Raw genomic sequence first — 22,333 nt, forward strand, 5'->3', positions numbered from 1 at the left:
CTCTCCTTGTTGGATTTTTCTATATAAAATTAATTGTTACACTGAACTTCTGAGTATACGTCTTCTAACATATCAAACACCTTTTCAGGCACTTCATACTTCAGCTGATCTCTACGCTTCTTAGAGATCTTGCCGTTTTGCTCTAAACAGAAAACTACCAACTTTGAAAGTGTTCTCTCATTAATATCGTACCGTTTATTGATATGGCGTTTTAGGGTGTCGTATTGGTTGAGATACGCCACTTCCTGCTTGATATAGTGTTCCATGGCTTCGTCACAGGCTTCCGCCATCAGCTCGGCACAGGCGGTGCCATCCCAATAGCGGTAGATGGACTCATGGCCTTTGAATTCAAAGGCGAAGTTTTCGGCATCAAGGTAATCCACTTGCCAGAACGGACGAGTCTCAGATGAGTAGGCACTTAGGGCTTCGAGGTATTCTCGCTCTCGGTTGTAGAGTACCGCTGACACGGGCAGTAATAGGCCGTTCGCAAGTTGCCCGCTGTGACATAGTACGTGATGAAACATAAAGCGTGACAAACGGCCATTACCATCCATAAAAGGGTGTAAGAATACAAAGCCAAATGCGATAACCGCGCCAAGCACAATAGGATCTACGTGCTCTGGCAACTTGTTGGTCAGTTGCTCCCACTCTTGCATGAGTTCACGACATAAATTCGGTGAGGGTGGGACATACGTGACGCCGATAGAGCCAGGGCCATTACTTAAGTAGTTCTGCTCATTGCGATAGGACACGGCCCATTCATAGGGATTGTTGATTGTGGCCTTTTGCAATTCTGTTAAATAGTCTTCATCAATTGCACGGGGGATGTGTGCTTGTCTCAATAGGTTGGTATAGCGCTGGATTTTATTGGTATCGGGCTGCTCTTTCTCGATAGCGAAAGAGTCCTTGGTTTCACTCAGATACACCCACGATAAAGCTCGATTGAGCATGGCGTCATCTAACTTATCAGTAAACTCTTTGGCTTTTTGAAGTGTGTTTTGCACTAGAGCCTTTTCCAATCGTTCAGTGCGTCTCACAATGATGCTGTAGTCTAAGGAGCCGATTACATTGACATAGACGCGCCAGCGTTTATTTGCTTGGTTATCTGCGGTGATAAAACGCTTAGGATCTAATAAAGGGATATAGTTACCACGCTTCAACTCAGTGGAGCGTGGTAATAGCTGCTGGTTGAAATGCTCCCAGAGTAAACAGGCTATACGAATATATTTGCCCATAGGGGACGATTCATAGATTGCTAAAAGCTCGCTCTCTTCCACCTGAGGCAGAGCTTGAGAGAGTATTTGTAAATTAAGATCTTCGTATTTCAGAGCAAACAGCACGTGATCGAGAATATTCTCAGCAGACGCTAACGCTGCGGGTATCGCTAAGGTATTCTCAATACGCTGAACCTTGGTTACGGGCATAACACGAGCAGACACCTGTAACGGCATGGCGGCGATGTCGGTGTATTCTAATAAGTGCGCGTAGCCTACGGGTGCATGTTTCATAGTTGGCCTAAAAAATATTTACAAAGCTAAGATTTTCATTACATGGGGTTATTTGCCCGAGAAAATCATTATAGCGTTAATATTTTTATTACAAAGAACGATTTACTCAAGAAAAAAATTACAAAAAGGGCAAATAAATCCTTAAGGACGTGATTTGCCCCCTGAAGCACGAATTTTGAAATCAGAGGCGCCCTAATGCGCCTCATCCCAGTTGTTCCCAACCCCAGCCTCAACCAACAGCGGCACGTCAATCTCGCTGCTATTCTGCATAATCTCGACAATCTTTTCCTGCGCAGCCTCTAAATCTTTCTCGGCGACTTCGAAGATGAGTTCATCGTGTACTTGCATGATCATTTTCACGTCTAGGTCGGTTTCCGCGAGCCATTGGTGCATGTTGATCATGGCGCGTTTGATGATGTCCGCGGCGGAGCCTTGCATCGGGGCGTTGATCGCGGTGCGTTCGGCGGCTTGGCGCATCATGGCGTTTTTCGCTTTGATTTCTGGTAGGTATAAGCGACGGCCAAAGATAGTTTCGACGTAGCCTTTCTCTTTGGCACTTTCACGGGTGTTGTCCATGTAGGTGCGCACGCCCGGGTAGCGTTCGAAGTAGCGCTGTACGTATTTTTGCGCTTCTGGGCGGCCGATGCCGAGTTGCTTCGCAAGGCCAAAGGCCGACATGCCGTAGATTAGACCGAAGTTGATGGCTTTGGCGCGGCGGCGTTGTTCGCTGGTCACTTCGTCTGCCGTGGTGTCGAAGACTTCTGCCGCGGTCGCCTTGTGCACATCTTGGTCGTGCGCAAAGGCGTCTAAGAGCCCTTTATCTTGTGATAGGTGCGCCATGATGCGCAGCTCGATTTGCGAGTAGTCGGCCGCGATCAGTTTATAGCCTTCGGGTGCAACAAACGCTTGGCGAATGCGGCGGCCTTCGGTGGTACGGATCGGAATGTTCTGTAAGTTCGGATCGGTTGAAGACAAGCGTCCCGTCGCGGTGATCGCTTGATGGTAAGACGTATGAATACGGCCAGTCTTTTGCAACATCTCGGGTAGCTTGTCGGTGTAGGTCGACTTGAGCTTGGCGAGGCTGCGGTGTTCCATGATTAAGCGGGGCAGTTCGTATTGCTCTGCCAACTCTTGCAAGATCGGCTCCGCAGTCGAAGGTTGGCCTTTTGGCGTTTTCTTGATCACGGGCAAGCCTTGTTTCTCAAACAAGATCACTTGCAGTTGCTTCGGTGAGCTGAGGTTGAAGCTTTCACCTGCGGCTTCGTGGGCTTTGATCTCGATTTCTTGTAGCTTGCTGGCGATTTCAGCGCTTTGTGCGTGCAGCAGTTCAGGGTCGATCAATGCGCCAGTTTGTTCCATTTTGGCCAGTACTGGGACGAGTGGCAGTTCGATGTCTTTGAGTACGCTGACCAAATCGCCTTCTTTTTCCAGCTTCGGCATGATGGCTTCGTGCAAGCGTAGGGTGATGTCGGCATCCTCGGCTGCATAGAACGCCGCTTGTTCCAGCTCGATTTGGTTAAAGGTTTTTTGCTTCGCGCCTTTGCCTGCGATTTCTTCAAAGCTCACTGTGGTGTGGCCGAGGAACTTGGTCGCAAGGCTGTCCATGTCATGGCGCGTGGCAGTGGAGTTGAAAATGTAGGACTCCAACATGGTGTCATACGCGATGCCACGCAGGGTAATGCCGTAGTTGTTGAGCACGTTGGCGTCGTATTTGAGGTGCTGGCCGACTTTCTTCTGGTTGTCGTCTTCAAGCCAAGGCTTTAATTGCTCAAGTACCCAGTCGCGGTCAAGTTGCTCGGGCGCGCCTTCGTAATCGTGCGCGACGGGAATGTATGCGGCTTTACCGATTTCAACCGAGACACTGACACCGACCAATTCCGCCGCCATGTAGTTGAGCGAGGTGGTTTCCGTGTCGAAGGCAACCAAGTCTGCTTCTTGGATTTTCTTCAGCCACGCATTGAAGCTGTCTTTATCTAAGACGGTGTCGTAGTCCACATCAATGTTGGCAGCTTGTACCGGCTCATCTTCATTGTCGACGGTGTCGTCGGCTTTGCCATGAGCAGGCGCTTTATCGATGTCGCGTAGCCAGGTTTTGAATTCCAGCTTTTGGAACCACTCTCTTAGGGCTTCTTTATTGATCTCTTCGTTTTTCAAGGTGTGCGGATCAAATGGCAGTTCGACGTCGCATTTGATGGTGGCCAAGGTGTAAGACAACTCCGCCATGTCTTGGTTGTCTTCCATCTTTTTCTTCATGGTTTTTGAACCACGGAAGCCCAGTGCGGCGATGTCGTCTAAGCGCTGGTAGATCTCTTTGATGGAGCCAATACCTTGCAGTAGGGCAAGGGCGGTTTTCTCGCCTACACCCGGTACGCCCGGGATGTTATCGACTTTATCGCCCATCAGAGCTAAGTAATCGATGATCAGCTCAGGCGGAATGCCGAATTTGTCTTTGACGCCCGCCACGTCCATCACGGTGTCGGTCATGGTGTTGACCAAGGTGACTTTGTCGGTCACGAGCTGCGCCATGTCTTTGTCGCCCGTTGAAACGATGACTTCACGACCCTCAGCACCCACTTGTTTGGCGATGGTGCCGATCACGTCGTCGGCTTCAACGCCATCGATGACCACAAGTGGTAATCCCATGGCTTCGATCATACGGTGGATCGGTTCGATCTGTACGCGCAGATCGTCTGGCATCGGTGGGCGCTGGGCTTTGTATTCGCTGTAAATCTCATCGCGGAAGGTTTTACCCTTGGCATCAAAGATCACCACGATGGGGGAGTTGGGGTAGCTGTTAATTAGGCTGCGGATCATGCTGATCACACCGCGTGCCGCGTTGGTGGGTTGGCCATCGCTGGTGGTTAACGGTGGAATCGCGTGAAAAGCACGGTATAGGTAAGACGAGCCATCTACCAAAACCATAGGGGAAGTGCTTGTGAGTGTGTCCGTAGCCAAAATAAAACCTCTGTTATAAAACGCCGTAATTGTTGCCTATTCTAGGGCGTTCAACAGAAATTTACAGTGCTCTTTTGCCCTAACCTTGGTTTATTGGCTAATTGTCAGAGGTTCCTGCGGTTGCTTGATGACTACTTGGTTGCGGCCTTGGCGTTTTGCGGTATACAGACAGGCATCAGCATTGCGGATAATCGTGTCAATATCGCTGGATTGTAGGTTCGGTGCAGCGCCGATGCTGCATGTTATGTGACCAACGCTCGGGAAAAGTACCTCACGGATTGAGTTGAGGCAGTCATCCGCTACCTTTTGTACGTCGCTGGCCGACATGTCCTTGAGTAGGATGACAAACTCATCTCCGCCCCAGCGTGCAAGGCAGCTTTGTTCTGGTATATGAGAGCCCAAAACCTGTGATACGTGCTTGAGGACTGCGTCGCCCGTTTCGTGGCCGTGGGTGTCATTGATGTATTTAAAGTGATCAATATCGATAATAAGACCGCTGACATCGGGCGTTTTGCTTTCGTCACGAGACAGCCAAGAAATTAAACCGCGTCGGTTGCAAATGTCTGTCAGCTCATCGTATTCCGCCTGTCGACGCGATCGTTGCAAGTTATCTTGTACTTGTGAGAAGCGTGCGATGAGTTTTCGCTGATAGGTTAAAATGATCAATAGAATGAATCCGCCTGGGCCAAAAAAGATCAACATCTCTCGGCCTCTGGGCGTGTTCAGTTCTACGGAGTGGGTGAGTAAATACACCATAATCGGGGTGCATACTAGTCCCCAAGTGATGAGGACAAAGCGTAACCAAGACCTTGGCGCTTTTACGACCAACGCAGCCGATGCGATGAGCATGATGCCGCTGACCGGTGGAAACTCATCGATGAAGGCCCAGCTACTCCAAACGGCACCAACGGTAAAATACCAAGCGGGGGTTATGAAGGCGTAGGCATTCAATATGACTAAGGCTTTAATGACGTTTGGCTGGTGGTGTTTGGGATCTTGATGAAAATAGATCAGAAAGCTTGTAATGGCGATACCGCTGCTGATGGGGATCACATAGTCTATGATATGGCCGGTTTGGGTAATCATATTGAATACGCCAATCGATACAGTAAAGACACTATAGAAAGACAACGCAATGTAGGTGGCTCTAGTCGAGAAGACCAATTGATACATAAACATTAACCCATTGTGACTGGCTGTGCGTCTCGTATTCATCTTTCGACAAAGACAGGGGCACATCTATCCGTTGATTTTAGTATGCCAGCGTTTACAAGCGATGTCTGCACGTTAAAAATATTACCGCAGTTAGCGCAACGCTTAGGCGAGGTTTTTATCATAACGAATTGACCTTTTTGCTCTTATTGTGGAGCATAAGCGCTCTAAGGCAATTACGCTCGATTTTTCATAATTTAGGTGCATCTCTTGGCGGTTTACACAACTCTCACGGACTCTGACATGCGCGGCCTCGTGGCCGATTATTACTTAGGTGAATTAGTGTCATTCCAAGGCATTTCTGGCGGTGTGGAAAACACCAACTATTTTCTCACGACGACGACAGGCAAGTATGTCTTAACCTTGTTTGAAGAGTTTGAGTTAGAAGAAGTGCCGTATTTTTTAGATGTTGTCGCGCACCTGAAACATAAGGGCTTTAATGTTCCTGCGGCGTTGATCGATAATCATGGTGAACGTTTACGTGTGGTGAAGGGACGCCCTGCGATCATCGTTGATTGCTTCGCTGGTGGGTTGTTAGAAGGGACCACGGTTGAAAGCTGCCGTTTGATGGGGAAAGTGCTGGCGCAGTTGCACAGTGCCGGGATGGATTTTCCTGAACATCGCGAAAGCCACCGCGGTATGGATTGGTGGCGCGCTACGTCCAAATCTTTGGCCCCTGAGTTGCCGCCAGAGCAGTCTCGTTTATTACTGGAGCAAATCGCAGAGTTTGACACCTTCATCGGCGAGTACGACGATCAGTTGGCAAAAGGCACTATTCATGGGGACTTGTTTTACAACAATACCTTGTTTGAAGGCGATCAGCTGTCTGCCATCATCGACTTTTACAATGCCTGTTATTCGTGGTTGATGTACGACTTAGCCATTGTCGTCAATGATTGGTGTACCGACTTCAGTACGGGTGAACTGGATATGGATAAGTACCACGCGTTGATTAATGAGTATGTTCATGAGCGCAAGCCGAGCGCTGCTGAGATTGTGTCTTGGCCGCACATGCTGCGTATTGCAGGCGTGCGTTTTTGGTTGTCTCGCCTCGAAGCATGGCATGGTGCTAAAGATGACCCAGAGCGCCTTGCCCAGCAACATGACCCTGAAGAATTTCAGCGTATCGTAGCCTCTCGGGTACGCTTTGCTCCTAGCTTGATGGAGAACTAGATGATGTGGCGTGGTGTGCTGACTTCTCTACTGGTATCCGGTGTGGCAAGCTTGCCACAGGCGGTCTCTGCGCACCCACATATTTGGATTGATTCGTATTACCAGATTAACCTTGCCCAACCTGTCGTTAAAACGCTTAATGCCCATTGGACATTTGATTTGTTTTCGAGCATGGATATGTTGATCGCGTTTGACACAAATGCCGACGGCAAACTGGAAGGCCAAGAAAAAGCTGAGGCGGCGCAAGCCATGACCAACCTTGCGCAGTATGGCTATTTTCTAAAAATTGAAGTGGATGACGAGCCGATCAAACCGGATCTGGTCACGATCACCGACCTTGATGTGAAAGATCAGCAATTAACCGTCGATTTAGGGATATCGTTGCCCGACGCGGTGGATTTAAGGGACCACCCTCTGCGCTTAGGTTTCGGCGACAGTGAAAATTATTTTGCACTGGTGATCCCTGATGATGGCTTGATTCAGCTAACGGGGATCTTAGCGGAAACCTGTACCCCCACGCCTGCAAAAGCGGATGCCTTCTATATGGAAGGTTGGGTCGACGTAACGTGCGATCCTTAGCGTGTCTCCCATGATTCATTTGAGAACCCAACAATGCTAGAGCACTTTCAATGGCTACCGTTTCTATTGGCGATCTCTGTGCTCACCATGAGTCCTGGAGTCGATACTCTTCTTGTATTGCGTAGTTCTGCGGTCGCGGGGTGGCGCGTGGGGTTCGTTTGCAGTTTAGGCATTTGCTTAGGATTGTTTGCCCATGCGACCATTTCTGCCTTGGGCTTATCGGTTATTTTGCTAGGATCTGCGACCTTATTTACCGCTTTTAAAATGGCTGGCGCCTTGTATTTGGCCTATCTTGGCATTCAAGCGTTACGCAGTGCGTTGCGACCCCAAGGGTTAACGCTAACGCTCCCAAAAGGTCGTGAAATCACTGCGAGCAGCGCGTTTCGTCAAGGCATCTTGTCAAATGTTCTGAATCCTAAGACCATCGTTTTTTACATGGCGTTTTTGCCCCAATTCATTGACCCAGCGTATTCGGCTGTGGCGCAATCCCTATTTATGGCCGCACTTCATTTTATCATAGCGATGGTGTGGCAAACGTTTCTCGCCGTGATGGTTCATCGCGCGCGAGTTTGGCTGGCGCGACCAAAAGTCGCGCAAGTCTTGGACAGCATCACCGGCGTATTGCTGGTGGGCTTTGGCGTAAAACTGGCACTGACTCAGCGCTGATCGCGTTGGTCGTGCATACTGGATATTCCCTTTCATGAGTTTATTGATTTCGACTTGGATTAAGTTCTTTTTCCTTTTTGCCCCGTTTTTTGTGTTATCGATGTTTTTGGCATTGACCCGTGGCGATACGCCGCAGGTTCGTAAAAGTGTCGCCAATAAGGCGATCATTGCTGCCCTGGCCATCGCGTTAGTGTTGATGTTTTTCGGCAGTGCGTTATTCGACGTGCTGGGGATTACATTGGATTCGTTTCGTATTGGGTCTGGCATCTTGCTGTTTATGTCTGCAATCAGTCTCGTTCGAGACGGCACTCGCAATCATGCCACGGGCATGCCCAGCGAAGAGCGTGACGATGTATCGGTCGTGCCGCTGGCGGTGCCGACGATTATTGGCCCAGCAACCATAGGTACGATCCTCGTTTACGGGGCGGAATTTCAAGGCTGGGATTTAGTGATCGGCGTCCTAGGGTTGGTTGGCGCGTTGTTGACCTTGGGCATCATTTTGTATTCTGGCTCGCTGATCGAGAAACTATTGGGGCGTACGGGACTGAATATCCTATCTAAGATTACTGGCTTGATTTTGGCCGCGATGGCCGCGCAGATCTTTATGGGCGGTGTCATGGGGTTTTTAACGCCGGCCTCCTAATCGGTTTTGTTGGCTGGGCGTCGTTAGACGCCCAGTCATCCCTCTCTATTTCCTCTATTGACGTGTGAAACGTCTTCAAGCTAGGTTTTGGTTGTTATAACATAACAACACGATAATACTTTATGAAACGGGAGTACAATGTGCGCTTTCTCCAATGGCTGAGTATCGGCGTGTTGCTTGCCTCAAGTAGCGCTTGGGCGGCTGATCAAGTCGCCGTGTTTGAAATGGGGCGTTGGGTAATGGAGCAGCAGCGTGACTTCCATCGTGAGCTGGCGCGTCTAATTCAATCTTTGGCACGCCAAGAAGATCCGTTACTGATCGGCAGCTTGATGGTTGCGAGCTTTTTGTATGGCGTGTTTCATGCGGCGGGGCCGGGTCACGGTAAAGCTGTGATTGCGTCGTATATGTTGGCTACGAAAGCACCATTTCGAAAAGGCGTACAGTTGGCGTTTAGCTCGGCGTTATTACAAGGTATTGTGGCCATTGCCTTGGTCTTTATGTTGTCGCAAGTATTTGCCTTAGCGGGCATGGTGACCGAGACCACCCGTGTGCTCGAAATGGCATCCTACATTGCGATTGGCGCGATAGGTGTGTGGATGCTTTGGCGTATAGCGCGGGGCAAATCTAGCTGTGGTCATGACCATAGCCATGATGCCGACGCGCATTGCGAACACGATCATCATCATGACTCTTCTTGTCACCATGGATCTAAAGTCGATAAAACAGCCCAGCGCAGTACATGGGCGATGGTCACCGCGATTGGTATTCGCCCGTGCACGGGGGCGGTGTTAGTGTTGTTGTTTTCCAGCAGCACAGACATTTTGCATTGGGGGATGGTTGCGACCATGGTGATGGCGTTAGGAACGGCGATTACGGTGTCAGCATTAGCGCTAATTAGTGTGGCGTTGCGGGATGCGAGTATTGGTTTAACGCCCTCTGTATGGCGAACGCGTTTAACCCAGATATTGGGTGTGATTGCCGCGTTACTCTTAATTTTTATCAGTGTCACGATGATCTACAGTGACTTACAAATAGCAGGGCGGGCATTTTAATGACCGAAGAACACCACTCTCACGAGCACAACCATAATCATAATGTGTGTATCGAACAGGCATTAGAAACGGCGGAAACGGTTTGCGCCGAGCAAGGTCAACGGCTGACCAAAGTGCGCCGCCGCGCGCTGGAATTGATTTGGCAAAGTCATCGCCCTCTGGGGGCTTATCAGTTGTTGGCAAAACTCGCGGAAGAGGGCTTTAACTCAGCGCCTCCTACCGTCTATCGAGCGCTCGATTTTCTTTTGTCAGCGGGGTTGATCCACAAAGTAGAGTCCATGAACGCTTATTTAGGCTGTGCTCACGCAGATAAACCTCATAAGGGTTATTTTTTGATATGTGACGAATGCCAAAATGTCGCCGAGTTTGACTATCAAGATATCCATCGTTCGCTGATCGATAAAGCGGCAGAGCAGGGCTTTCAATTACGCGCAGAAACCATTGAATTGACCGGGCTGTGTGCCAATTGCAAAGAGGATGCTGAGTAATGAGTACCCGCTTGGCTGAATTAAAAGACATTAGTATCCAGTTTGGTGATCGTCCCTTGCTGGAGCACATTAATATGTCGCTGCATCAGGGAGAAATCGTCACCTTGATTGGCCCGAATGGCAGCGGTAAGAGTACTTTGATTCGGACGTTATTGGGATTGCAGTCTCCAACAACGGGTGACGTAATCCGTCATGCCACGTTGCGAATTGGCTATATGCCACAGAAGTTGCATATTGATCCGACCCTTCCTTTAACCGTTAGGCATTTTCTGGGATTGGTTCGTGGTGTTGACAAACGTGATATTCGTCCAGCCTTGGAAAAAGTAGGCATCCCGCATTTGGAACAAGCGCAAGTTCAAGTGTTGTCTGGTGGCGAAACGCAACGCTTATTGCTTGCCCGTGCGCTGCTTAATAAGCCCAATTTATTAGTGCTGGATGAGCCCGTTCAAGGGGTGGATGTAAACGGACAGGTGGAGCTTTATCACCTGATTGCGAGCATCCGTGATGAACTCAATTGCGGTGTCTTGATGATCTCTCATGATCTGCATCTCGTGATGGCTCAGACGGACACTGTGGTGTGTATTAACCAGCATGTGTGTTGTTCTGGCTCACCCCAGCACGTGAAGGGGCATCCAGCGTATCAAGCCTTGTTTGGCGTGCCAGGTGCGGAAGATTCCATCGCGATTTACGCCCACTCCCATGATCATGTCCATGATGACAGTGGTGAAGTCGTGGAAGAGGGTCACGTTCACAGTGCAAGTTGCCAGCATCATCATTAAATCCGGAGAGTGTAGAAAATGTTAGAACTATTGATGCGTGCACTGATGGGTGGTTTAGGCGTTGCTGCGGTCGCAGGGCCATTAGGTGCGTTTGTGGTGTGGCGACGCATGGCGTACTTTGGAGATACCTTAGCGCATTCGGCGTTGCTTGGGGTGGCGCTAGGCTTTTTGTTTGATATCAATTTGAATTTGGCGATTATCGCTTTGTGTATCGGTTTAGCGCTGGTGTTGGTGACGCTGCAAAAAAAGCACATTATCGCGACGGATACGCTGCTTGGCATTTTGGCCCACTCGGCGTTGTCCCTTGGCATGGTGGCAGTGAGTTTCTTGGACCATGTACGCATCGATTTGATGGCGTATTTATTTGGCGATTTGCTGGCGATTGGTCAAGGTGATTTGTACTGGATATTTGGGGGGGGCGCGCTGGTACTGCTGCTGTTGGTGGTATTTTGGAAGCCTTTGTTGGCGGTCACGGTAAATGAGGAGTTGGCGAAAGTCGAAGGCTATCCTGTTGAAGCGATTCGCTTGCTTTTGATGCTCTTGGTGGCCTTGGTAATTGCTGTGGCGATGAAAATCGTGGGTGTGCTGTTGATCACCTCATTGATGATTATCCCTGCTGCGACCTCTCGTCGTTTGTCTCGAACACCAGTGCAAATGGCTTGTTTGGCGGGTGTGATTGGGTGTTTGTCAGTCTGCGGCGGGCTTTGGGCATCGTATCAATGGGATACGCCTACCGGCCCAAGTGTTGTAGTGTGCGCAGCAATGTTGTTTTTAATGGCTTATACATGGCCATTTCGAAAGACAGCCTAAGGCCTGTGAATGAAGCAAAAAACGCGACCTAAGGTCGCGTTTTTTATGATCTGGAGGTCTGGTTATTTTAGTAACTGCTGGTCGATTGATACGGCGCCGCCACCGCGATACATCAATAGCAGTGCTAAAGCGCCCCATGTGGCGTGGGTTGCGTAAGCGCTAGGGTAGACGAACAGCTGAATGACTAAGGTCATCATCAAGATGCCAAATGCTGATAGGCGAGTTAACAAGCCTGTCAGCAATAGAATCGGCAAGATATGCTCGGCAGTAGTTGCCATGTACGCAGCAATATTTGCAGGGATGAGGGGAAGAGCATATTCGTATTCAAACAGGAAAAAGGTACTTTCTTTTAGACTCGGCCAGCCAAACTCATAGGTGCCCGAGAACGGATTCAGAGCAAAACCTTCGATTTTAGTTTGACCCGACATCCAAAAAACCGCCGCTAAGGCAAAGCGAGCAAGCAGCAATATTAGTGATTCAGGAATGGCTGAAAACACTCGCTCAGTGGTGCGTTGAAGAGGGATTAACATCATGATTCTCCATGTGTATTGGCCGATGATTCAATGATGGACGTAAATACTTGCCATGTCATGAGTTTCGCTAAGGTTTGTCCGAGGTCAAACGCTTCCATATCGGGTATCGCGTTAGGCAATAAAGGGTCTGCTTTGATGCCGCGAAGGAAAACAAACTCAGCTTCCGTAAGTGTGTAGCAGCGTCCGTACCAGCCCGACTTGGCTAGCAACAGGTACTCGGTTTGTTGTAAATCAATATCATCGAGGTTGGGGTTGGTTTGCTGGTGCGCTAAATACAAAGCGCCAATCGCTAACGGCGCTTTCAACAGTTGAATGTTTGGGTCTAAGTGTAATTCAAGCTGCTCAGGATTTTGGATTTGGCTCAGTTGTTGTTGTGCCATATCAAGGCTTAACGTGGGCGTTTCGGCCTGATGAGTTAATTGCAGCAAGCGATACTCTAAATCGCATAGTAGCGGCAGATAGGGTAATGATTGTGCGGGCGTGAATTGCGCGACAAAAGCGCTAAACTGGTCACCATAGTGAGATAAAATCGGAGAATTCGGTGGGCACTGCATAATGTACTGATGCGCCATGGCATTGAAAAAAGTCTCTCCGACTAATTGCTTGCATACAGGGAAAATATCCGCCAGCGCAGTTTGTAATGAGCTAAAAACATTGTTGCGATACACGTTGAGGCGCTGATTACGCTCGTGTGCATGGGGTGCTTTGATGTCCTTTAGCAACGCGTCATTTTGCGAAAAAACGGCCGCTTTAAACTGCGCTTGCATGGTGAGCCTCGCGAGTGTTTTGTCGAATGTCATCCGCTTGATGAGCTTCTTGCAGAAGGGTGGTCAGCTCAGGCAGGTTACCATCGCGTTCTATTAAAGTCGGACAATCGCCAATTTGCTCCAGTAAGTATCGGTAAAGTTGCCAGACCTCGTGGGCAACGGGCTGGTCATGGGAGTCGATTTTCAATGCTGGCTGATCTTGTTCGTCCAGTACGTAACCAGCGAGGTGAATTTGCTGCGTCGCTTGTAACGGTAGGCTTTGTAGGTATTGGTAAGGGCTGCACCCATGATTAAAGCAAGAGACTTCGACATTATTCACATCCAACAACAAACCACAGCCAGTGCGTGCAACCATTTGTCCGATAAAGTCTGTCTCGGTCATCGCGCTGCTGTTGAACTCGACATAAGTCGAAGGGTTTTCAATGAGAATCTGACGCTTTAGGCGATTCTGTACTTGGTCAATGTGATCACATAAAAGCGTTAAGCGCTCTTGCGTGTAGGGCGCGGGCAACAAATCATTGAGGAAGTGTTGCTGATGGCTGGACCACGCCAAGTGCTCTGAAAATATGACCGGCTCAATGCGCTCGACCAATTGTGCGACACGTTCTAAATGCTCTGTGTTGAGAGGATCTTCTCCGCCCAATGATAACCCCACGCCATGTACAGTGATGTCATAGTGCTCACGAATGCGCGCTAGGTAATGACGCGCAGGCCCACCTAGACTGAGGTAATTTTCAGCGTGTACTTCAAAGAACCCGACATCAGGTAGCTCAGCGAGGATTTGCTCGTAATAACAGGGCTTGAGGCTGATGCCAGAATACTGCGCAAAGCGCGAGGGTATGGATCTACCCTCGGCCTGCTGATCAGACTTGGTCAACATGGAGCGCCTTAGAATGCTTCCAGTTGGCCATGGCCTGTTGGTGATGTTTTGGACATCGTATCGGTGCAAGTGCCTTTAGGAACCAGTTTCCAAGCATTGCTCTGGTAATCTTTAGTTGAAGTACCCGCGCAAGAGGTACCTGGGCCGGCCGCGCAATCATTTTGACCAGCTAGCGCAACGCCATAACACTTTTCTTTGCTTGCCGCAGAGGCAGGAACAGCGACCGCAGAAAGAGCTACAGCAGTACCAAGAGCGAGAGCAAGAGATGTTTTAGATGCAGACATATGGGTATCCTCCAAAGGATGTGTTTTATGAGTTACAGTCCTTTGACGGGCACTGCGAGTGGCTTATTACACAAAAAAATAAAATTTTTATTTAAGGCCGGAATGAGCGATGAAATCTGCTCCGTTTCGGTCTTTCAACATTGTGGCGTAATAAAAGTGGCTTGATGGACGTCTAATAACAATACAAATCTTTGATGGAGTAATGTAATGGTCCGGCTACTGACTTCTCTCTGGGTACTCGTGTGTCTCTATGCACCGGTTACAATGGCGAATACAACTTTGACACACGAGACATGGAGTCAATTGTTGCAAGCGCATGTGGTAGCAACAGATGACGGTGCGTCGACGGCAGTTGACTACGCTGGGTTTGCGCAAGATCAAGCGACGTTCCAGTCATATCTAACGCAACTTTCGAGCGTCTCTAACGCGCAATTTGAAGAGTGGTCTGAGGCCGATCAGTTGGCGTTCTTAATCAACGCATACAATGCCTTTACTGTGGCGCTGATATTGACGAAGTGGCCAGATTTAGAGTCGATTAAAGACATTGGCGGTTGGTTTTCGAGCCCTTGGAAGCAAGCGTTTATATCGCTGCTCGGCGAAAAAGTGTCATTGGACCATATTGAACATACTTGGATACGTGGCGCAGGGCGCTACGAGGATCCCAGAATTCACTTCGCCGTAAACTGCGCTAGCATCGGCTGCCCCGCGCTGCGCAATGAGGCCTACACTGGCGCTCAGCTAAACGACCAACTCAACCAGCAAACACGACAGTTCCTGTCGGACCGCAGTCGGAATCGTTTGGATCAAGGCACGGTTTACCTATCTTCTATTTTTAAATGGTACCGAGAAGACTTTGAAAAAGGCTGGCGTGGTTATTCTTCTCTCGGCAGTTTCTTAGCCGATTATGGTGATGCGCTTGGGGCGACTGAATCGCAACGTCGATCGTGGCGGGAATCCACACCTGAGGTGTCCATTTTGTCGTACGATTGGCGTTTGAATTCAATTCGTTAGTCGGTTTATGTGACTAAGTGGTGATATCAATATTAAGTTTTTATGAATATTTAGATTTTTGTATTTATTTGCCTAGCTATGGCGTAATTTATAGCTCACTTATTACACCATGCCGTTAGGAGTGATCGCATGTCTAAAAAAGAAGTGAAGGCGATTAAATCAGAGATTAAAGCTCGCAAAGAAAAAGTTGCGAAACAAAAAGAGAAAATTGCCAAGCTTAAAAAAACGTTGGTAAAAAAGCTTGAGAAGAAGGCGGCTAGCAAGTCCGACAGCAAAGGCGCAGTGGAAAAAGCGGCTAAGTCTAATAAAGCCAGTCAGTCTAGCGATGTTGACAGCGCAGTTAAATCAGATCAAGTAGCACAATCTCCAGCTACTGACTCAACAGAACAAAGCCCTGATGTGACGCCTAAGTCTGCTGCTAAAAAAACGACGAAAAGTAAGCCCAAAAAACGGAGCACGACAAAAAAGGCTGAGACGAAAAAAGACACAGATCCTTCGTAATTTTAAGGGAATGTAAGGCGCAAGAACGGAGCATTAAGACTCCGTTGTTTATCAGATAGGCGTATTAGTCTTGGGAATCCGATTGTGAATCGGACTTCATGTAGTCTTGGGTAAGCTCTCTTAACGTGTGCATCTGTTTGCCAAACTGACGGCAAGCAGGGCACATGGCAGTATGGACTTTTAATGCGAACGCTTCTTTTTTGCTGAGCGGTCGATCGAGCGTTTCAGAGAGCAATTGCGTCGCTTGTTTGCACTTAATCATGTTGTCTTCTCCCCGTGAAACCAATTATCTTCTAGGCACTCGCGTAACCGCAGACGTGCACGATATAGAGTGGTGTTCAGGTTGCTAACAGTGACCTCTTCGTTGTCGCAGATCTCGTCCGTTGCAAGTTCTAAAAACTCCCTCATCATAAATAAGCGGCTGTATTTGACAGGCAATGCATTGAGACACGCATCAAATATTTTCCAAAAGTCCGCTGTTTCAACACCGTGATCAGGGGTGTCCCATTTCTTAGGTCGCTCATGTTTTTGCCAATGGCCACTTGCTTCGAATAACGCTTCGATCAGCTCATCGCCATTTTTATTCTGGCCTTGTTCTAACTCGCTGGCGTTGCTGTAGCGCTTTTCTTTACGTAACAGGTCGATGATCTTATTTTTCAAGATCGCGAATACCCATGTTTTGAGCGCTGCTTGTCGCTGAAAGCGATCAATATGGGTAAAAGCCGAGATCATGGCTTCTTGTACAGCGTCCTCTGCCAGTTGCTCGTGTCGTACTTGTAAGATCGCAAACTTGAGCATTTGTTTACGTAGATCCTCAATAAAGGCCGTGTCATGCAAAAGGTTCATGTGTTGCGCCGTATCAAGGCGCTCCGCAGGCTGCGTCATGGGTCATTCTCAACTAGTGATAAGGGTCTCATTAGCAATGTAACGGATTAGACGGTCAAAGCCGAGGGCTTGTTACACTGAAATGGGCTATTTATTCAATTTCTCTAATGCCGTAGCGACACGCCGTGCCGAATAAGGTGGCTGCAGAGAGCCTGCAAATTCGCCTTCAGGGTTGATCAGAAGTACCTTTCCTTGGTGGGCTGAATAGTTTGGCGCACTGAGTGTCGTCTCAATATCGTCGTAGGTTGGGGCTTGAGGTGTTATGACCTTTATACCCCATGACTTAGATTGTGCCATGTCGCCTTGGCAGATGGCGTCACAATAGTCAGGTTGTAACCGAGCCACAAACCATTTGCCTGCGTTCGATGAGTGGAGCGCTGGCAATGGACGTGGAAAGCTAAGTAAGCTTACGTTGATTTTGGCTTGTTCTGCGTCGCTTAATAAGGGCCCAGAAAAGTGCTGTTGGTAGGATTGAACAGCGACCCAAGCAGCGCCAGCGATTAAAGCAACGCCGATAAACGGTGCTGGTAGCCGTTTACTCATTGGTACTCTCAGCTTCTGCAAGGTATTCGTCTTTCAGTTTGACGTAATTCAACCCGGCGTACTGAAAGTACTCAATTTCTTTATCGCTGAGTTTGCGCGCTTGTTTTACCGGAGACCCCATATAGAGATAGCCAGATTCAAGCCGTTTTCCTGGTGGTACCAAAGAGCCAGCGCCAATGATGACTTCGTCTTCGATAACGGCCCCATCTAGAATGGTGGTGCCCATTCCAACCAACACTTTATTGCCGATGGTGCAGCCATGCAGCATTGCCATATGGCCGACAGTGACATCGTCACCTATATGCAGAGGGTGTCCCTCGGGTTTGTAATCGCTCGCATGTGTGATGTGCAGGCAAGAGTTGTCTTGAATACTGGTGCGCTGACCGATGCGAATTCTGTGCATGTCGCCACGAATAGCAACCAGTGGCCACACCGAACTGTCATCACCGATTTCGATGTCGCCGATCAGCTGCGCACTGTCATCGACCCAAACGCGCTGTCCCAATTTAGGCGTGAAGCCACGAAATGTTTTGATTGTCATGTATTTCGACCTTAGCACTCAAGGTGCAGCATTATTGAAAGCTATCGTTCTGATGGGTGGTGCCCATTGAAAAAGCGGAAAGACCACATATGTTATATACCAGAGCCAACCAATTTTAGCAGGCAGCCTTGGCTGTTTGCATGACCAAAAAGGATATCACGATATGACACAATCCGTATGGGATGCGACGACTCTCCCTGAATTTTCGAAAGTCGATCCTGCGAATATTGTAGCGGATCTAGACACTTTGCTAGAGAAGAATCGCGCTGATATTGATGCCGTGGTAAGCAAGAATACAGCACCAACTTGGGCATCGTTGGTACTGCCTTTAGACAACATTCATGATCGACTCAGCCACTTCTGGTCACCGATTAGTCATTTGAATTCTGTGCAGAATACACCCGAAATCCGTGAAGCCTACAATGCAAGCTTGCCAAAATTAAGCGAGTACTACACCGAACTTGGTCAAAATAAAGCACTGTATGAAGCGTATAAAGCATTGGCTAATAGTGATGAGGCAAAGCACTTAACAGCCGCTCAAACAGAAGCGTTGACGCAAACCATTCGTGATTTTGAGTTGTCCGGTGTTGGGTTAGAGGGCGCTGCTAAAAAACGTTACGGTGAGATCAGTGCACGTTTGTCGGAACTGGGCAGCCAGTTTGGGGAAAACGTACTGGATGCAACGCGGGCGTGGAGCAAATTGATCACGGATGAAGCTGAGCTTGCTGGGTTGCCTGAGTCGGCTTTAGCGCAAGCCAAACAAATGGCCGAGGCGAAAGGTAAAGACGGTTGGTTATTTACTCTCGATATCCCGTCTTACTTGCCAGTGCTGAGCTATGCCGATAACCAAGCGCTACGCGAAGAAATGTACACGGCCTATGCGACGCGTGCGTCTGAGCAAAGCGACGACGGTAAGTTTGATAACGCGCCTTTGATCGATGAAATCCTAGCGTTACGTCATGAAATGGCGCAAATCTTAGGCTTTGATAATTATGCTGAATTGTCTGTTGCTACCAAAATGGCGGAAAATGGACAGCAAGTTGTCGACTTTTTGGATGATCTCGCGGTGAAGTCAAAGCCTTCTGCTGAGCAAGATCTGGCGGGGTTGAAAGCGTTCGCTAAACAAGAGCATGGCGTCGATACATTGAATGCATGGGATGTGGGTTACTACGCTGAAAAACTACGCGAGAAGAAATATGCCATTTCGCAAGAGGTGCTGCGCCCTTATTTTCCGATTAATAAAGTAACATCAGGCCTGTTTTACGTGGCACAAACCTTATTTGGTGTCGATATTCGTGAAGAGTCTGATTTTGATACGTACCATCAAGATGTGAAACTGTTCACTATCTCCAAAGACGGCGTTGATGTCGCGCGCTTTTTCTTAGATCCGTTTGCCCGTGAAGGGAAACGAGGCGGTGCATGGATGGACGAATGTCGAGTGCGTCGTCGTATCGATGAGTCGCAGTTGCAACTCCCTGTCGCGTATTTAGTGTGTAACTTTACGCCACCAATCGGAGATCAACCTGCCTTGTTAACGCATGATGAGGTGACGACCTTGTTCCATGAATTCGGGCATGGTTTGCATCATATGCTAACCCAAGTGGATGTCTCGTCCGTATCAGGAATCAATGGGGTTGCGTGGGATGCCGTCGAGCTGCCTAGTCAATTTATGGAAAACTGGTGCTGGGAACCAGAAGCCTTGGCGCACATTGCGGGACATTTTGAATCAGGTGAGCCATTGCCACAGGATCTGCTAGATAAAATGCTGGCGGCGAAAAATTTCCAGTCAGGCATGCAAATGGTGCGTCAGTTAGAGTTTTCTTTGTTTGATTTCCGGTTACACCGAGAATATAAAGCCGGCATCAGTGTACAAGCTGTGCTGGATGACGTGCGTTCAACGGTTGCAGTCATGACGCCTCCTGCATTTAATCGCTTCCAGAATAGCTTCTCGCACATTTTTGCAGGAGGCTACGCTGCGGGCTATTACAGTTACAAGTGGGCTGAGGTTTTATCGGCCGATGCATTCTCTAAGTTTGAAGAAGACGGGATCTTCAATACCGAAACGGGGGCGCATTTCCGTGATACCATACTGGCAAATGGTGGTTCTCGGTCGGCGGCGGAGCTGTTTGAAGCGTTCCGTGGCCGCGAACCCAGAGTTGATGCCTTGCTACGACACAGTGGCATTGCGGCTTAAGAGGTAAATATGACGACCAAGCGCTTTATCGCGGGGGCAGTATGCCCTCGTTGTAGTGAAATGGATAAGATTCGTGCGTGGCGCGATGATGAGGCTGAAAAGCAGTTTCGTGAGTGTGTAGCATGCGGTTACCAAGATGAGCAGTCGACGGTAATACAAGCTCAACCTCAAGAGATTCCAACCCGCGTTAACCAGCCGCACACTTCAGCGCCCGATGTGGAATCTGCGGTGATTAATTTCATCCCTAATCCAGGTGATACCAAGCATTAACATTGGTATCACAAGTTCTTTTAAAGTGGCTAGGCTAATCAGCGTAGCCACTTCCAATCGCCCGAAAGGGCATATCAAGCTCTAATTCAGGCACTTGTAATCCCACCCAAGCAGGAAAGGTGTTGCTGTTCGGCCCCGGGAAGAGCGTGTATTCATTTGCCCAAGGGTAGCGTTGAATGGCTGATTCGATTTTCGGGATCAATTGTTGTGCTTCTTCACCGACAATGGATTGAATCTTCTCAGGCTTAGAACCGTACCAATAACGATCCGGTGTCGTTGTCCTATATGAATAAAGCGCAGGCTGGCCGCGTTCTACTCGCCAACCGACGACTTCGTGTACGGTGTATTCGTCAGCATTGGCTTCTTTGGTCGCAATCCAAGTGTGTACCGCAAACCAACCACGCCAGCTGAATGCATCGGCACCGTAGACTTCTATCACGGCCCGCTTTTCTGTGGTCGGACTCGGTGCGATGCCAGCAGGTTCGCGACTCGCCGTACGCCAATCTGAGTTAGAGGAACACGCGCTGAGCAATGCCGCTGCCACGGCTAAAATGAGACCTTTGTACATTGAAGAATTCCCTCTACGCTGTATCGAATACCATAAAGGCCTACGATAATGGTGTTTTCATAACCCTTTATACGCATTACGGAGACGTTTTGGATTGTTGTCTCCGTCGATTATCGCTCGCTTATTTCCCGCTGGCACTCTGCGAATACTTCATGTGTTATTTCACTAAGTGATTGATAAATAGGCTGTTCTGTGAGGGAATCGTTGCATAAGATGAAGGTGCTTCGGTCAATCGAAAGTGTTGGCATTAGCTGCACTTCCTTGACTTTAAACGTATGGGTTAAGGTCTCGACGGGAAAGCGCGGTAACGCTGCGAGGTATTTGCCAGACGCGAGCATTTTCATCAACATGACCGCATCATTGCGAAAAACGACTTTTGTGTTGCCCGTTCTTATGCCGCGCTTTTCGAGTATGTCGGTAATTTGTTTTTCAAAATACGTTGCAATACTGAGGCTGATCCAATCTTGGTCTTTGAGATCTTCAATCGTAACGTTGGCGACATTGGCCAGAGGATGGCTCTCACCACAATAAATAGTGACTTGATCGTCCATGATCCACTCTTTGTGGATGCTGGCGGTGCTTTTATTGGGGGCTTGTGGCGCAATGATAAAATCTAGTTTGTCATCAATTAAACATTCTATCGCGCTTGATGGGGTAATACAGGTGGCAGTCAGTGCGACTTCTGGATGCCTTTGGAGCACTCGTTCAATGATTCGAGGCATCACTTCTACCGATAGAAGTGAACCCGATGCAATACTCAGGCTCTGTTTGATTCCTAATCGGTAGCGAGAGACTTGCTCTTCTGCGGAGTGAAGCAGTTGCGCAATCGCTCGCCCTTCTCTAGCCAATGAATGCCCTACAGGGGTGCTCGAAACACCAAAGCGACTGCGTGTGAACAGCTGGGTGCCTGCCTGCATTTCCAGCGTCGCCATGGCTCGCGTTAATGTTGGTTGAGCAATATTGAGATGCTCTGCTGCAGCACTGATGGAGCCTTTTTCAAGAATAACAGACAAATATACGAGATGTTTCGATTCCATAATAAACGGCCTATAGCGGTGTCGCGTTCGCTTATCAAAAGATGGAGATAAATGGTTTCTGTTAATGTACCTGAATTTGGTGGTTTTTATTATCCATTATTGATTGATTGACTGTCTAATTTGGTATTTTACGTATAGTTTAAAGTGGCGTAACGTATTTCAATGCTAGAAAAACAATAAAAGTTAGCGGGAGATCACATGTTAAAGTCAAAACAATGGCAGCGAAAAAGTGGCTATGCGTTGAGTGTAGGCGCACTTGTCGTTCCTACGAATCATGCCGAGCAGATTGGAATGGAATCCACATCGTTGAACAGCTCTCAAGGGATGGCACCTAAAGCATTGACACCTTATTGGTCTGCGCAAGGTGTCGACATCCAACCGTTACTTAATAAACCTTAATCAAATTGCTGTAAAACTTGCTAAAGGCAGTTTGGACTCAGCCGTGGTCAGCGTT

At 48.6% G+C, this 22,333-nt stretch carries 26 protein-coding genes; 13 read left to right on the plus strand and 13 right to left on the minus strand.

Annotation, left to right across the window (positions count from 1 at the left end):
* Positions 1-29: 29 nt before the first annotated feature.
* The 3 genes from DN730_RS06900 to DN730_RS06910 form a co-directional block, all read right to left on the minus strand.
* A complete protein-coding gene (locus tag DN730_RS06900) occupies positions 30-1,508 on the minus strand; it encodes a Fic family protein (protein WP_115467363.1) in 1,479 nt (492 codons plus the stop codon).
* Positions 1,509-1,700: 192 nt separating this feature from the next.
* The gene (gene polA / locus DN730_RS06905; RefSeq protein ID WP_115467364.1) at positions 1,701-4,430 is read right to left on the minus strand and encodes a DNA polymerase I; all 2,730 of its coding nucleotides are present in this window, start codon (positions 4,428-4,430) and stop codon (positions 1,701-1,703) included.
* Positions 4,431-4,553: 123 nt separating this feature from the next.
* Complete coding sequence (locus DN730_RS06910) at positions 4,554-5,636, minus strand: sensor domain-containing diguanylate cyclase (protein WP_158541184.1); 1,083 nt, start codon at positions 5,634-5,636, stop codon at positions 4,554-4,556.
* A 249-nt stretch (positions 5,637-5,885) separates the two neighbouring features.
* On the opposite strand from DN730_RS06910, the gene DN730_RS06915 reads away from it, so the two are divergent.
* The 8 genes from DN730_RS06915 (at position 5,886) to znuB (ending at position 11,865) form a co-directional block, all read left to right on the plus strand.
* Positions 5,886-6,848, plus strand: a complete 963-nt coding sequence (locus tag DN730_RS06915) for a homoserine kinase (protein ID WP_115467366.1) — start codon at positions 5,886-5,888, stop codon at positions 6,846-6,848.
* On the plus strand, positions 6,849-7,427 hold the full coding sequence (locus DN730_RS06920) for a DUF1007 family protein (RefSeq protein WP_115467367.1): 579 nt from the start codon (positions 6,849-6,851) through the stop codon (positions 7,425-7,427).
* A gap of 33 nt (positions 7,428-7,460) precedes the next feature.
* Positions 7,461-8,093 (plus strand): LysE family translocator, encoded by a 633-nt coding sequence (locus tag DN730_RS06925; protein WP_115467368.1) that lies wholly within the window; start codon positions 7,461-7,463, stop codon positions 8,091-8,093.
* A gap of 34 nt (positions 8,094-8,127) precedes the next feature.
* Positions 8,128-8,736, plus strand: coding sequence for a MarC family protein (locus DN730_RS06930; RefSeq protein ID WP_115467369.1), 609 nt, complete (start codon positions 8,128-8,130; stop codon positions 8,734-8,736).
* A 140-nt stretch (positions 8,737-8,876) separates the two neighbouring features.
* Positions 8,877-9,788, plus strand: coding sequence for a nickel/cobalt transporter (locus tag DN730_RS06935; protein WP_245957910.1), 912 nt, complete (start codon positions 8,877-8,879; stop codon positions 9,786-9,788).
* A complete protein-coding gene (locus DN730_RS06940; RefSeq protein ID WP_115467371.1) occupies positions 9,788-10,276 on the plus strand; it encodes a Fur family transcriptional regulator in 489 nt (162 codons plus the stop codon). The genes DN730_RS06935 and DN730_RS06940 overlap by 1 nt, the downstream gene beginning before the upstream one ends.
* Complete coding sequence (gene znuC, locus DN730_RS06945) at positions 10,276-11,055, plus strand: zinc ABC transporter ATP-binding protein ZnuC (protein WP_115467372.1); 780 nt, start codon at positions 10,276-10,278, stop codon at positions 11,053-11,055. The genes DN730_RS06940 and znuC overlap by 1 nt, the downstream gene beginning before the upstream one ends.
* Before the next feature lie 18 nt (positions 11,056-11,073).
* On the plus strand, positions 11,074-11,865 hold the full coding sequence (gene znuB, locus DN730_RS06950) for a zinc ABC transporter permease subunit ZnuB (RefSeq protein WP_115467373.1): 792 nt from the start codon (positions 11,074-11,076) through the stop codon (positions 11,863-11,865).
* Between the two features lie 62 nt (positions 11,866-11,927).
* Here znuB and DN730_RS06955 read toward each other — a convergent pair whose 3' ends face one another.
* From DN730_RS06955 to DN730_RS06970, 4 genes are read right to left on the minus strand one after another with little or no spacing between them, the layout of a single operon-like run.
* Complete coding sequence (locus DN730_RS06955; protein ID WP_245957911.1) at positions 11,928-12,398, minus strand: DoxX family membrane protein; 471 nt, start codon at positions 12,396-12,398, stop codon at positions 11,928-11,930.
* Positions 12,395-13,165: an HvfC/BufC N-terminal domain-containing protein gene (locus DN730_RS06960; RefSeq protein WP_158541185.1), complete on the minus strand. Its 771-nt coding sequence runs from the start codon at positions 13,163-13,165 to the stop codon at positions 12,395-12,397. The genes DN730_RS06955 and DN730_RS06960 overlap by 4 nt, the downstream gene beginning before the upstream one ends.
* Positions 13,149-14,045, minus strand: a complete 897-nt coding sequence (gene bufB, locus DN730_RS06965) for an MNIO family bufferin maturase (protein ID WP_115467376.1) — start codon at positions 14,043-14,045, stop codon at positions 13,149-13,151. The genes DN730_RS06960 and bufB overlap by 17 nt, the downstream gene beginning before the upstream one ends.
* Positions 14,046-14,053: 8 nt before the next feature.
* Entirely contained in the window at positions 14,054-14,329 is a 276-nt protein-coding gene (locus tag DN730_RS06970; RefSeq protein WP_115467377.1) for a BufA1 family periplasmic bufferin-type metallophore, read from the minus strand.
* Positions 14,330-14,608: 279 nt separating this feature from the next.
* Between DN730_RS06970 and DN730_RS06975 the strand changes: the two genes are divergently transcribed.
* Both DN730_RS06975 and DN730_RS06980 read left to right on the plus strand, forming a co-directional pair.
* Entirely contained in the window at positions 14,609-15,340 is a 732-nt protein-coding gene (locus tag DN730_RS06975; RefSeq protein ID WP_245957912.1) for a DUF547 domain-containing protein, read from the plus strand.
* 129 nt (positions 15,341-15,469) lie between these two features.
* Positions 15,470-15,841 carry a hypothetical protein gene (locus tag DN730_RS06980; protein ID WP_115467378.1) on the plus strand — a complete coding sequence of 124 codons (372 nt, stop codon included), beginning with the start codon at positions 15,470-15,472 and terminating at the stop codon, positions 15,839-15,841.
* Positions 15,842-15,905: 64 nt separating this feature from the next.
* Here the strand turns inward: DN730_RS06980 and DN730_RS06985 are convergent, their stop codons facing one another.
* The 4 genes from DN730_RS06985 to DN730_RS07000 form a co-directional block, all read right to left on the minus strand.
* Positions 15,906-16,103 carry a zf-HC2 domain-containing protein gene (locus DN730_RS06985; protein WP_115467379.1) on the minus strand — a complete coding sequence of 66 codons (198 nt, stop codon included), beginning with the start codon at positions 16,101-16,103 and terminating at the stop codon, positions 15,906-15,908.
* Positions 16,100-16,726: an RNA polymerase factor sigma-70 gene (locus tag DN730_RS06990; protein WP_115467380.1), complete on the minus strand. Its 627-nt coding sequence runs from the start codon at positions 16,724-16,726 to the stop codon at positions 16,100-16,102. Before DN730_RS06990 ends, DN730_RS06985 begins: the two co-directional genes overlap by 4 nt.
* Positions 16,727-16,813: 87 nt before the next feature.
* A complete protein-coding gene (locus DN730_RS06995) occupies positions 16,814-17,269 on the minus strand; it encodes a hypothetical protein (protein WP_115467381.1) in 456 nt (151 codons plus the stop codon).
* On the minus strand, positions 17,262-17,810 hold the full coding sequence (locus DN730_RS07000) for a gamma carbonic anhydrase family protein (RefSeq protein WP_115467382.1): 549 nt from the start codon (positions 17,808-17,810) through the stop codon (positions 17,262-17,264). The genes DN730_RS06995 and DN730_RS07000 overlap by 8 nt, the downstream gene beginning before the upstream one ends.
* A 163-nt stretch (positions 17,811-17,973) precedes the next feature.
* Here DN730_RS07000 and prlC point away from each other — a divergent pair, with 163 nt between their 5' ends.
* Together prlC and DN730_RS07010 are read left to right on the plus strand one after the other, a co-directional pair.
* Entirely contained in the window at positions 17,974-20,004 is a 2,031-nt protein-coding gene (gene prlC / locus DN730_RS07005) for an oligopeptidase A (protein ID WP_115467383.1), read from the plus strand.
* Positions 20,005-20,013: 9 nt separating this feature from the next.
* Positions 20,014-20,274 (plus strand): YheV family putative zinc ribbon protein, encoded by a 261-nt coding sequence (locus DN730_RS07010; RefSeq protein WP_115467384.1) that lies wholly within the window; start codon positions 20,014-20,016, stop codon positions 20,272-20,274.
* A 34-nt stretch (positions 20,275-20,308) separates the two neighbouring features.
* On the opposite strand, the gene DN730_RS07015 is transcribed toward DN730_RS07010, so the two are convergent.
* Entirely contained in the window at positions 20,309-20,842 is a 534-nt protein-coding gene (locus tag DN730_RS07015) for a DUF3750 domain-containing protein (protein ID WP_115467385.1), read from the minus strand.
* Positions 20,843-20,952: 110 nt separating this feature from the next.
* Positions 20,953-21,879: a LysR family transcriptional regulator gene (locus DN730_RS07020; protein WP_115467386.1), complete on the minus strand. Its 927-nt coding sequence runs from the start codon at positions 21,877-21,879 to the stop codon at positions 20,953-20,955.
* 198 nt (positions 21,880-22,077) lie between these two features.
* Here DN730_RS07020 and DN730_RS07025 point away from each other — a divergent pair, with 198 nt between their 5' ends.
* Entirely contained in the window at positions 22,078-22,278 is a 201-nt protein-coding gene (locus DN730_RS07025) for a hypothetical protein (protein ID WP_115467387.1), read from the plus strand.
* Positions 22,279-22,333 lie beyond the last annotated feature (55 nt).

Origin of the sequence: Marinomonas piezotolerans, from assembly GCF_003362755.1 — a bacterium.
In the GTDB taxonomy this organism is placed as follows: Bacteria; Pseudomonadota; Gammaproteobacteria; order Pseudomonadales; family Marinomonadaceae; genus Marinomonas; species Marinomonas piezotolerans.

What these genes read in the sequence shown, in the direction of transcription:
- DN730_RS06900 (WP_115467363.1), bottom strand. Translation starts at nt 1,508, where the DNA reads ATGAAACATGCACCCGTAGGCTACGCGCACTTATTAGAATACACCGAC.
- polA (WP_115467364.1), bottom strand. Translation starts at nt 4,430, where the DNA reads ATGGTTTTGGTAGATGGCTCGTCTTACCTATACCGTGCTTTTCACGCG.
- DN730_RS06910 (WP_158541184.1), bottom strand. Translation starts at nt 5,636, where the DNA reads ATGTATCAATTGGTCTTCTCGACTAGAGCCACCTACATTGCGTTGTCT.
- DN730_RS06920 (WP_115467367.1), top strand. Translation starts at nt 6,849, where the DNA reads ATGATGTGGCGTGGTGTGCTGACTTCTCTACTGGTATCCGGTGTGGCA.
- DN730_RS06925 (WP_115467368.1), top strand. Translation starts at nt 7,461, where the DNA reads ATGCTAGAGCACTTTCAATGGCTACCGTTTCTATTGGCGATCTCTGTG.
- DN730_RS06930 (WP_115467369.1), top strand. Translation starts at nt 8,128, where the DNA reads ATGAGTTTATTGATTTCGACTTGGATTAAGTTCTTTTTCCTTTTTGCC.
- DN730_RS06940 (WP_115467371.1), top strand. Translation starts at nt 9,788, where the DNA reads ATGACCGAAGAACACCACTCTCACGAGCACAACCATAATCATAATGTG.
- znuC (WP_115467372.1), top strand. Translation starts at nt 10,276, where the DNA reads ATGAGTACCCGCTTGGCTGAATTAAAAGACATTAGTATCCAGTTTGGT.
- znuB (WP_115467373.1), top strand. Translation starts at nt 11,074, where the DNA reads ATGTTAGAACTATTGATGCGTGCACTGATGGGTGGTTTAGGCGTTGCT.
- DN730_RS06955 (WP_245957911.1), bottom strand. Translation starts at nt 12,398, where the DNA reads ATGATGTTAATCCCTCTTCAACGCACCACTGAGCGAGTGTTTTCAGCC.
- DN730_RS06960 (WP_158541185.1), bottom strand. Translation starts at nt 13,165, where the DNA reads ATGCAAGCGCAGTTTAAAGCGGCCGTTTTTTCGCAAAATGACGCGTTG.
- bufB (WP_115467376.1), bottom strand. Translation starts at nt 14,045, where the DNA reads ATGTTGACCAAGTCTGATCAGCAGGCCGAGGGTAGATCCATACCCTCG.
- DN730_RS06970 (WP_115467377.1), bottom strand. Translation starts at nt 14,329, where the DNA reads ATGTCTGCATCTAAAACATCTCTTGCTCTCGCTCTTGGTACTGCTGTA.
- DN730_RS06980 (WP_115467378.1), top strand. Translation starts at nt 15,470, where the DNA reads ATGTCTAAAAAAGAAGTGAAGGCGATTAAATCAGAGATTAAAGCTCGC.
- DN730_RS06985 (WP_115467379.1), bottom strand. Translation starts at nt 16,103, where the DNA reads ATGATTAAGTGCAAACAAGCGACGCAATTGCTCTCTGAAACGCTCGAT.
- DN730_RS06990 (WP_115467380.1), bottom strand. Translation starts at nt 16,726, where the DNA reads ATGACGCAGCCTGCGGAGCGCCTTGATACGGCGCAACACATGAACCTT.
- DN730_RS06995 (WP_115467381.1), bottom strand. Translation starts at nt 17,269, where the DNA reads ATGAGTAAACGGCTACCAGCACCGTTTATCGGCGTTGCTTTAATCGCT.
- DN730_RS07000 (WP_115467382.1), bottom strand. Translation starts at nt 17,810, where the DNA reads ATGACAATCAAAACATTTCGTGGCTTCACGCCTAAATTGGGACAGCGC.
- prlC (WP_115467383.1), top strand. Translation starts at nt 17,974, where the DNA reads ATGACACAATCCGTATGGGATGCGACGACTCTCCCTGAATTTTCGAAA.
- DN730_RS07010 (WP_115467384.1), top strand. Translation starts at nt 20,014, where the DNA reads ATGACGACCAAGCGCTTTATCGCGGGGGCAGTATGCCCTCGTTGTAGT.
- DN730_RS07015 (WP_115467385.1), bottom strand. Translation starts at nt 20,842, where the DNA reads ATGTACAAAGGTCTCATTTTAGCCGTGGCAGCGGCATTGCTCAGCGCG.
- DN730_RS07020 (WP_115467386.1), bottom strand. Translation starts at nt 21,879, where the DNA reads ATGGAATCGAAACATCTCGTATATTTGTCTGTTATTCTTGAAAAAGGC.
- DN730_RS07025 (WP_115467387.1), top strand. Translation starts at nt 22,078, where the DNA reads ATGTTAAAGTCAAAACAATGGCAGCGAAAAAGTGGCTATGCGTTGAGT.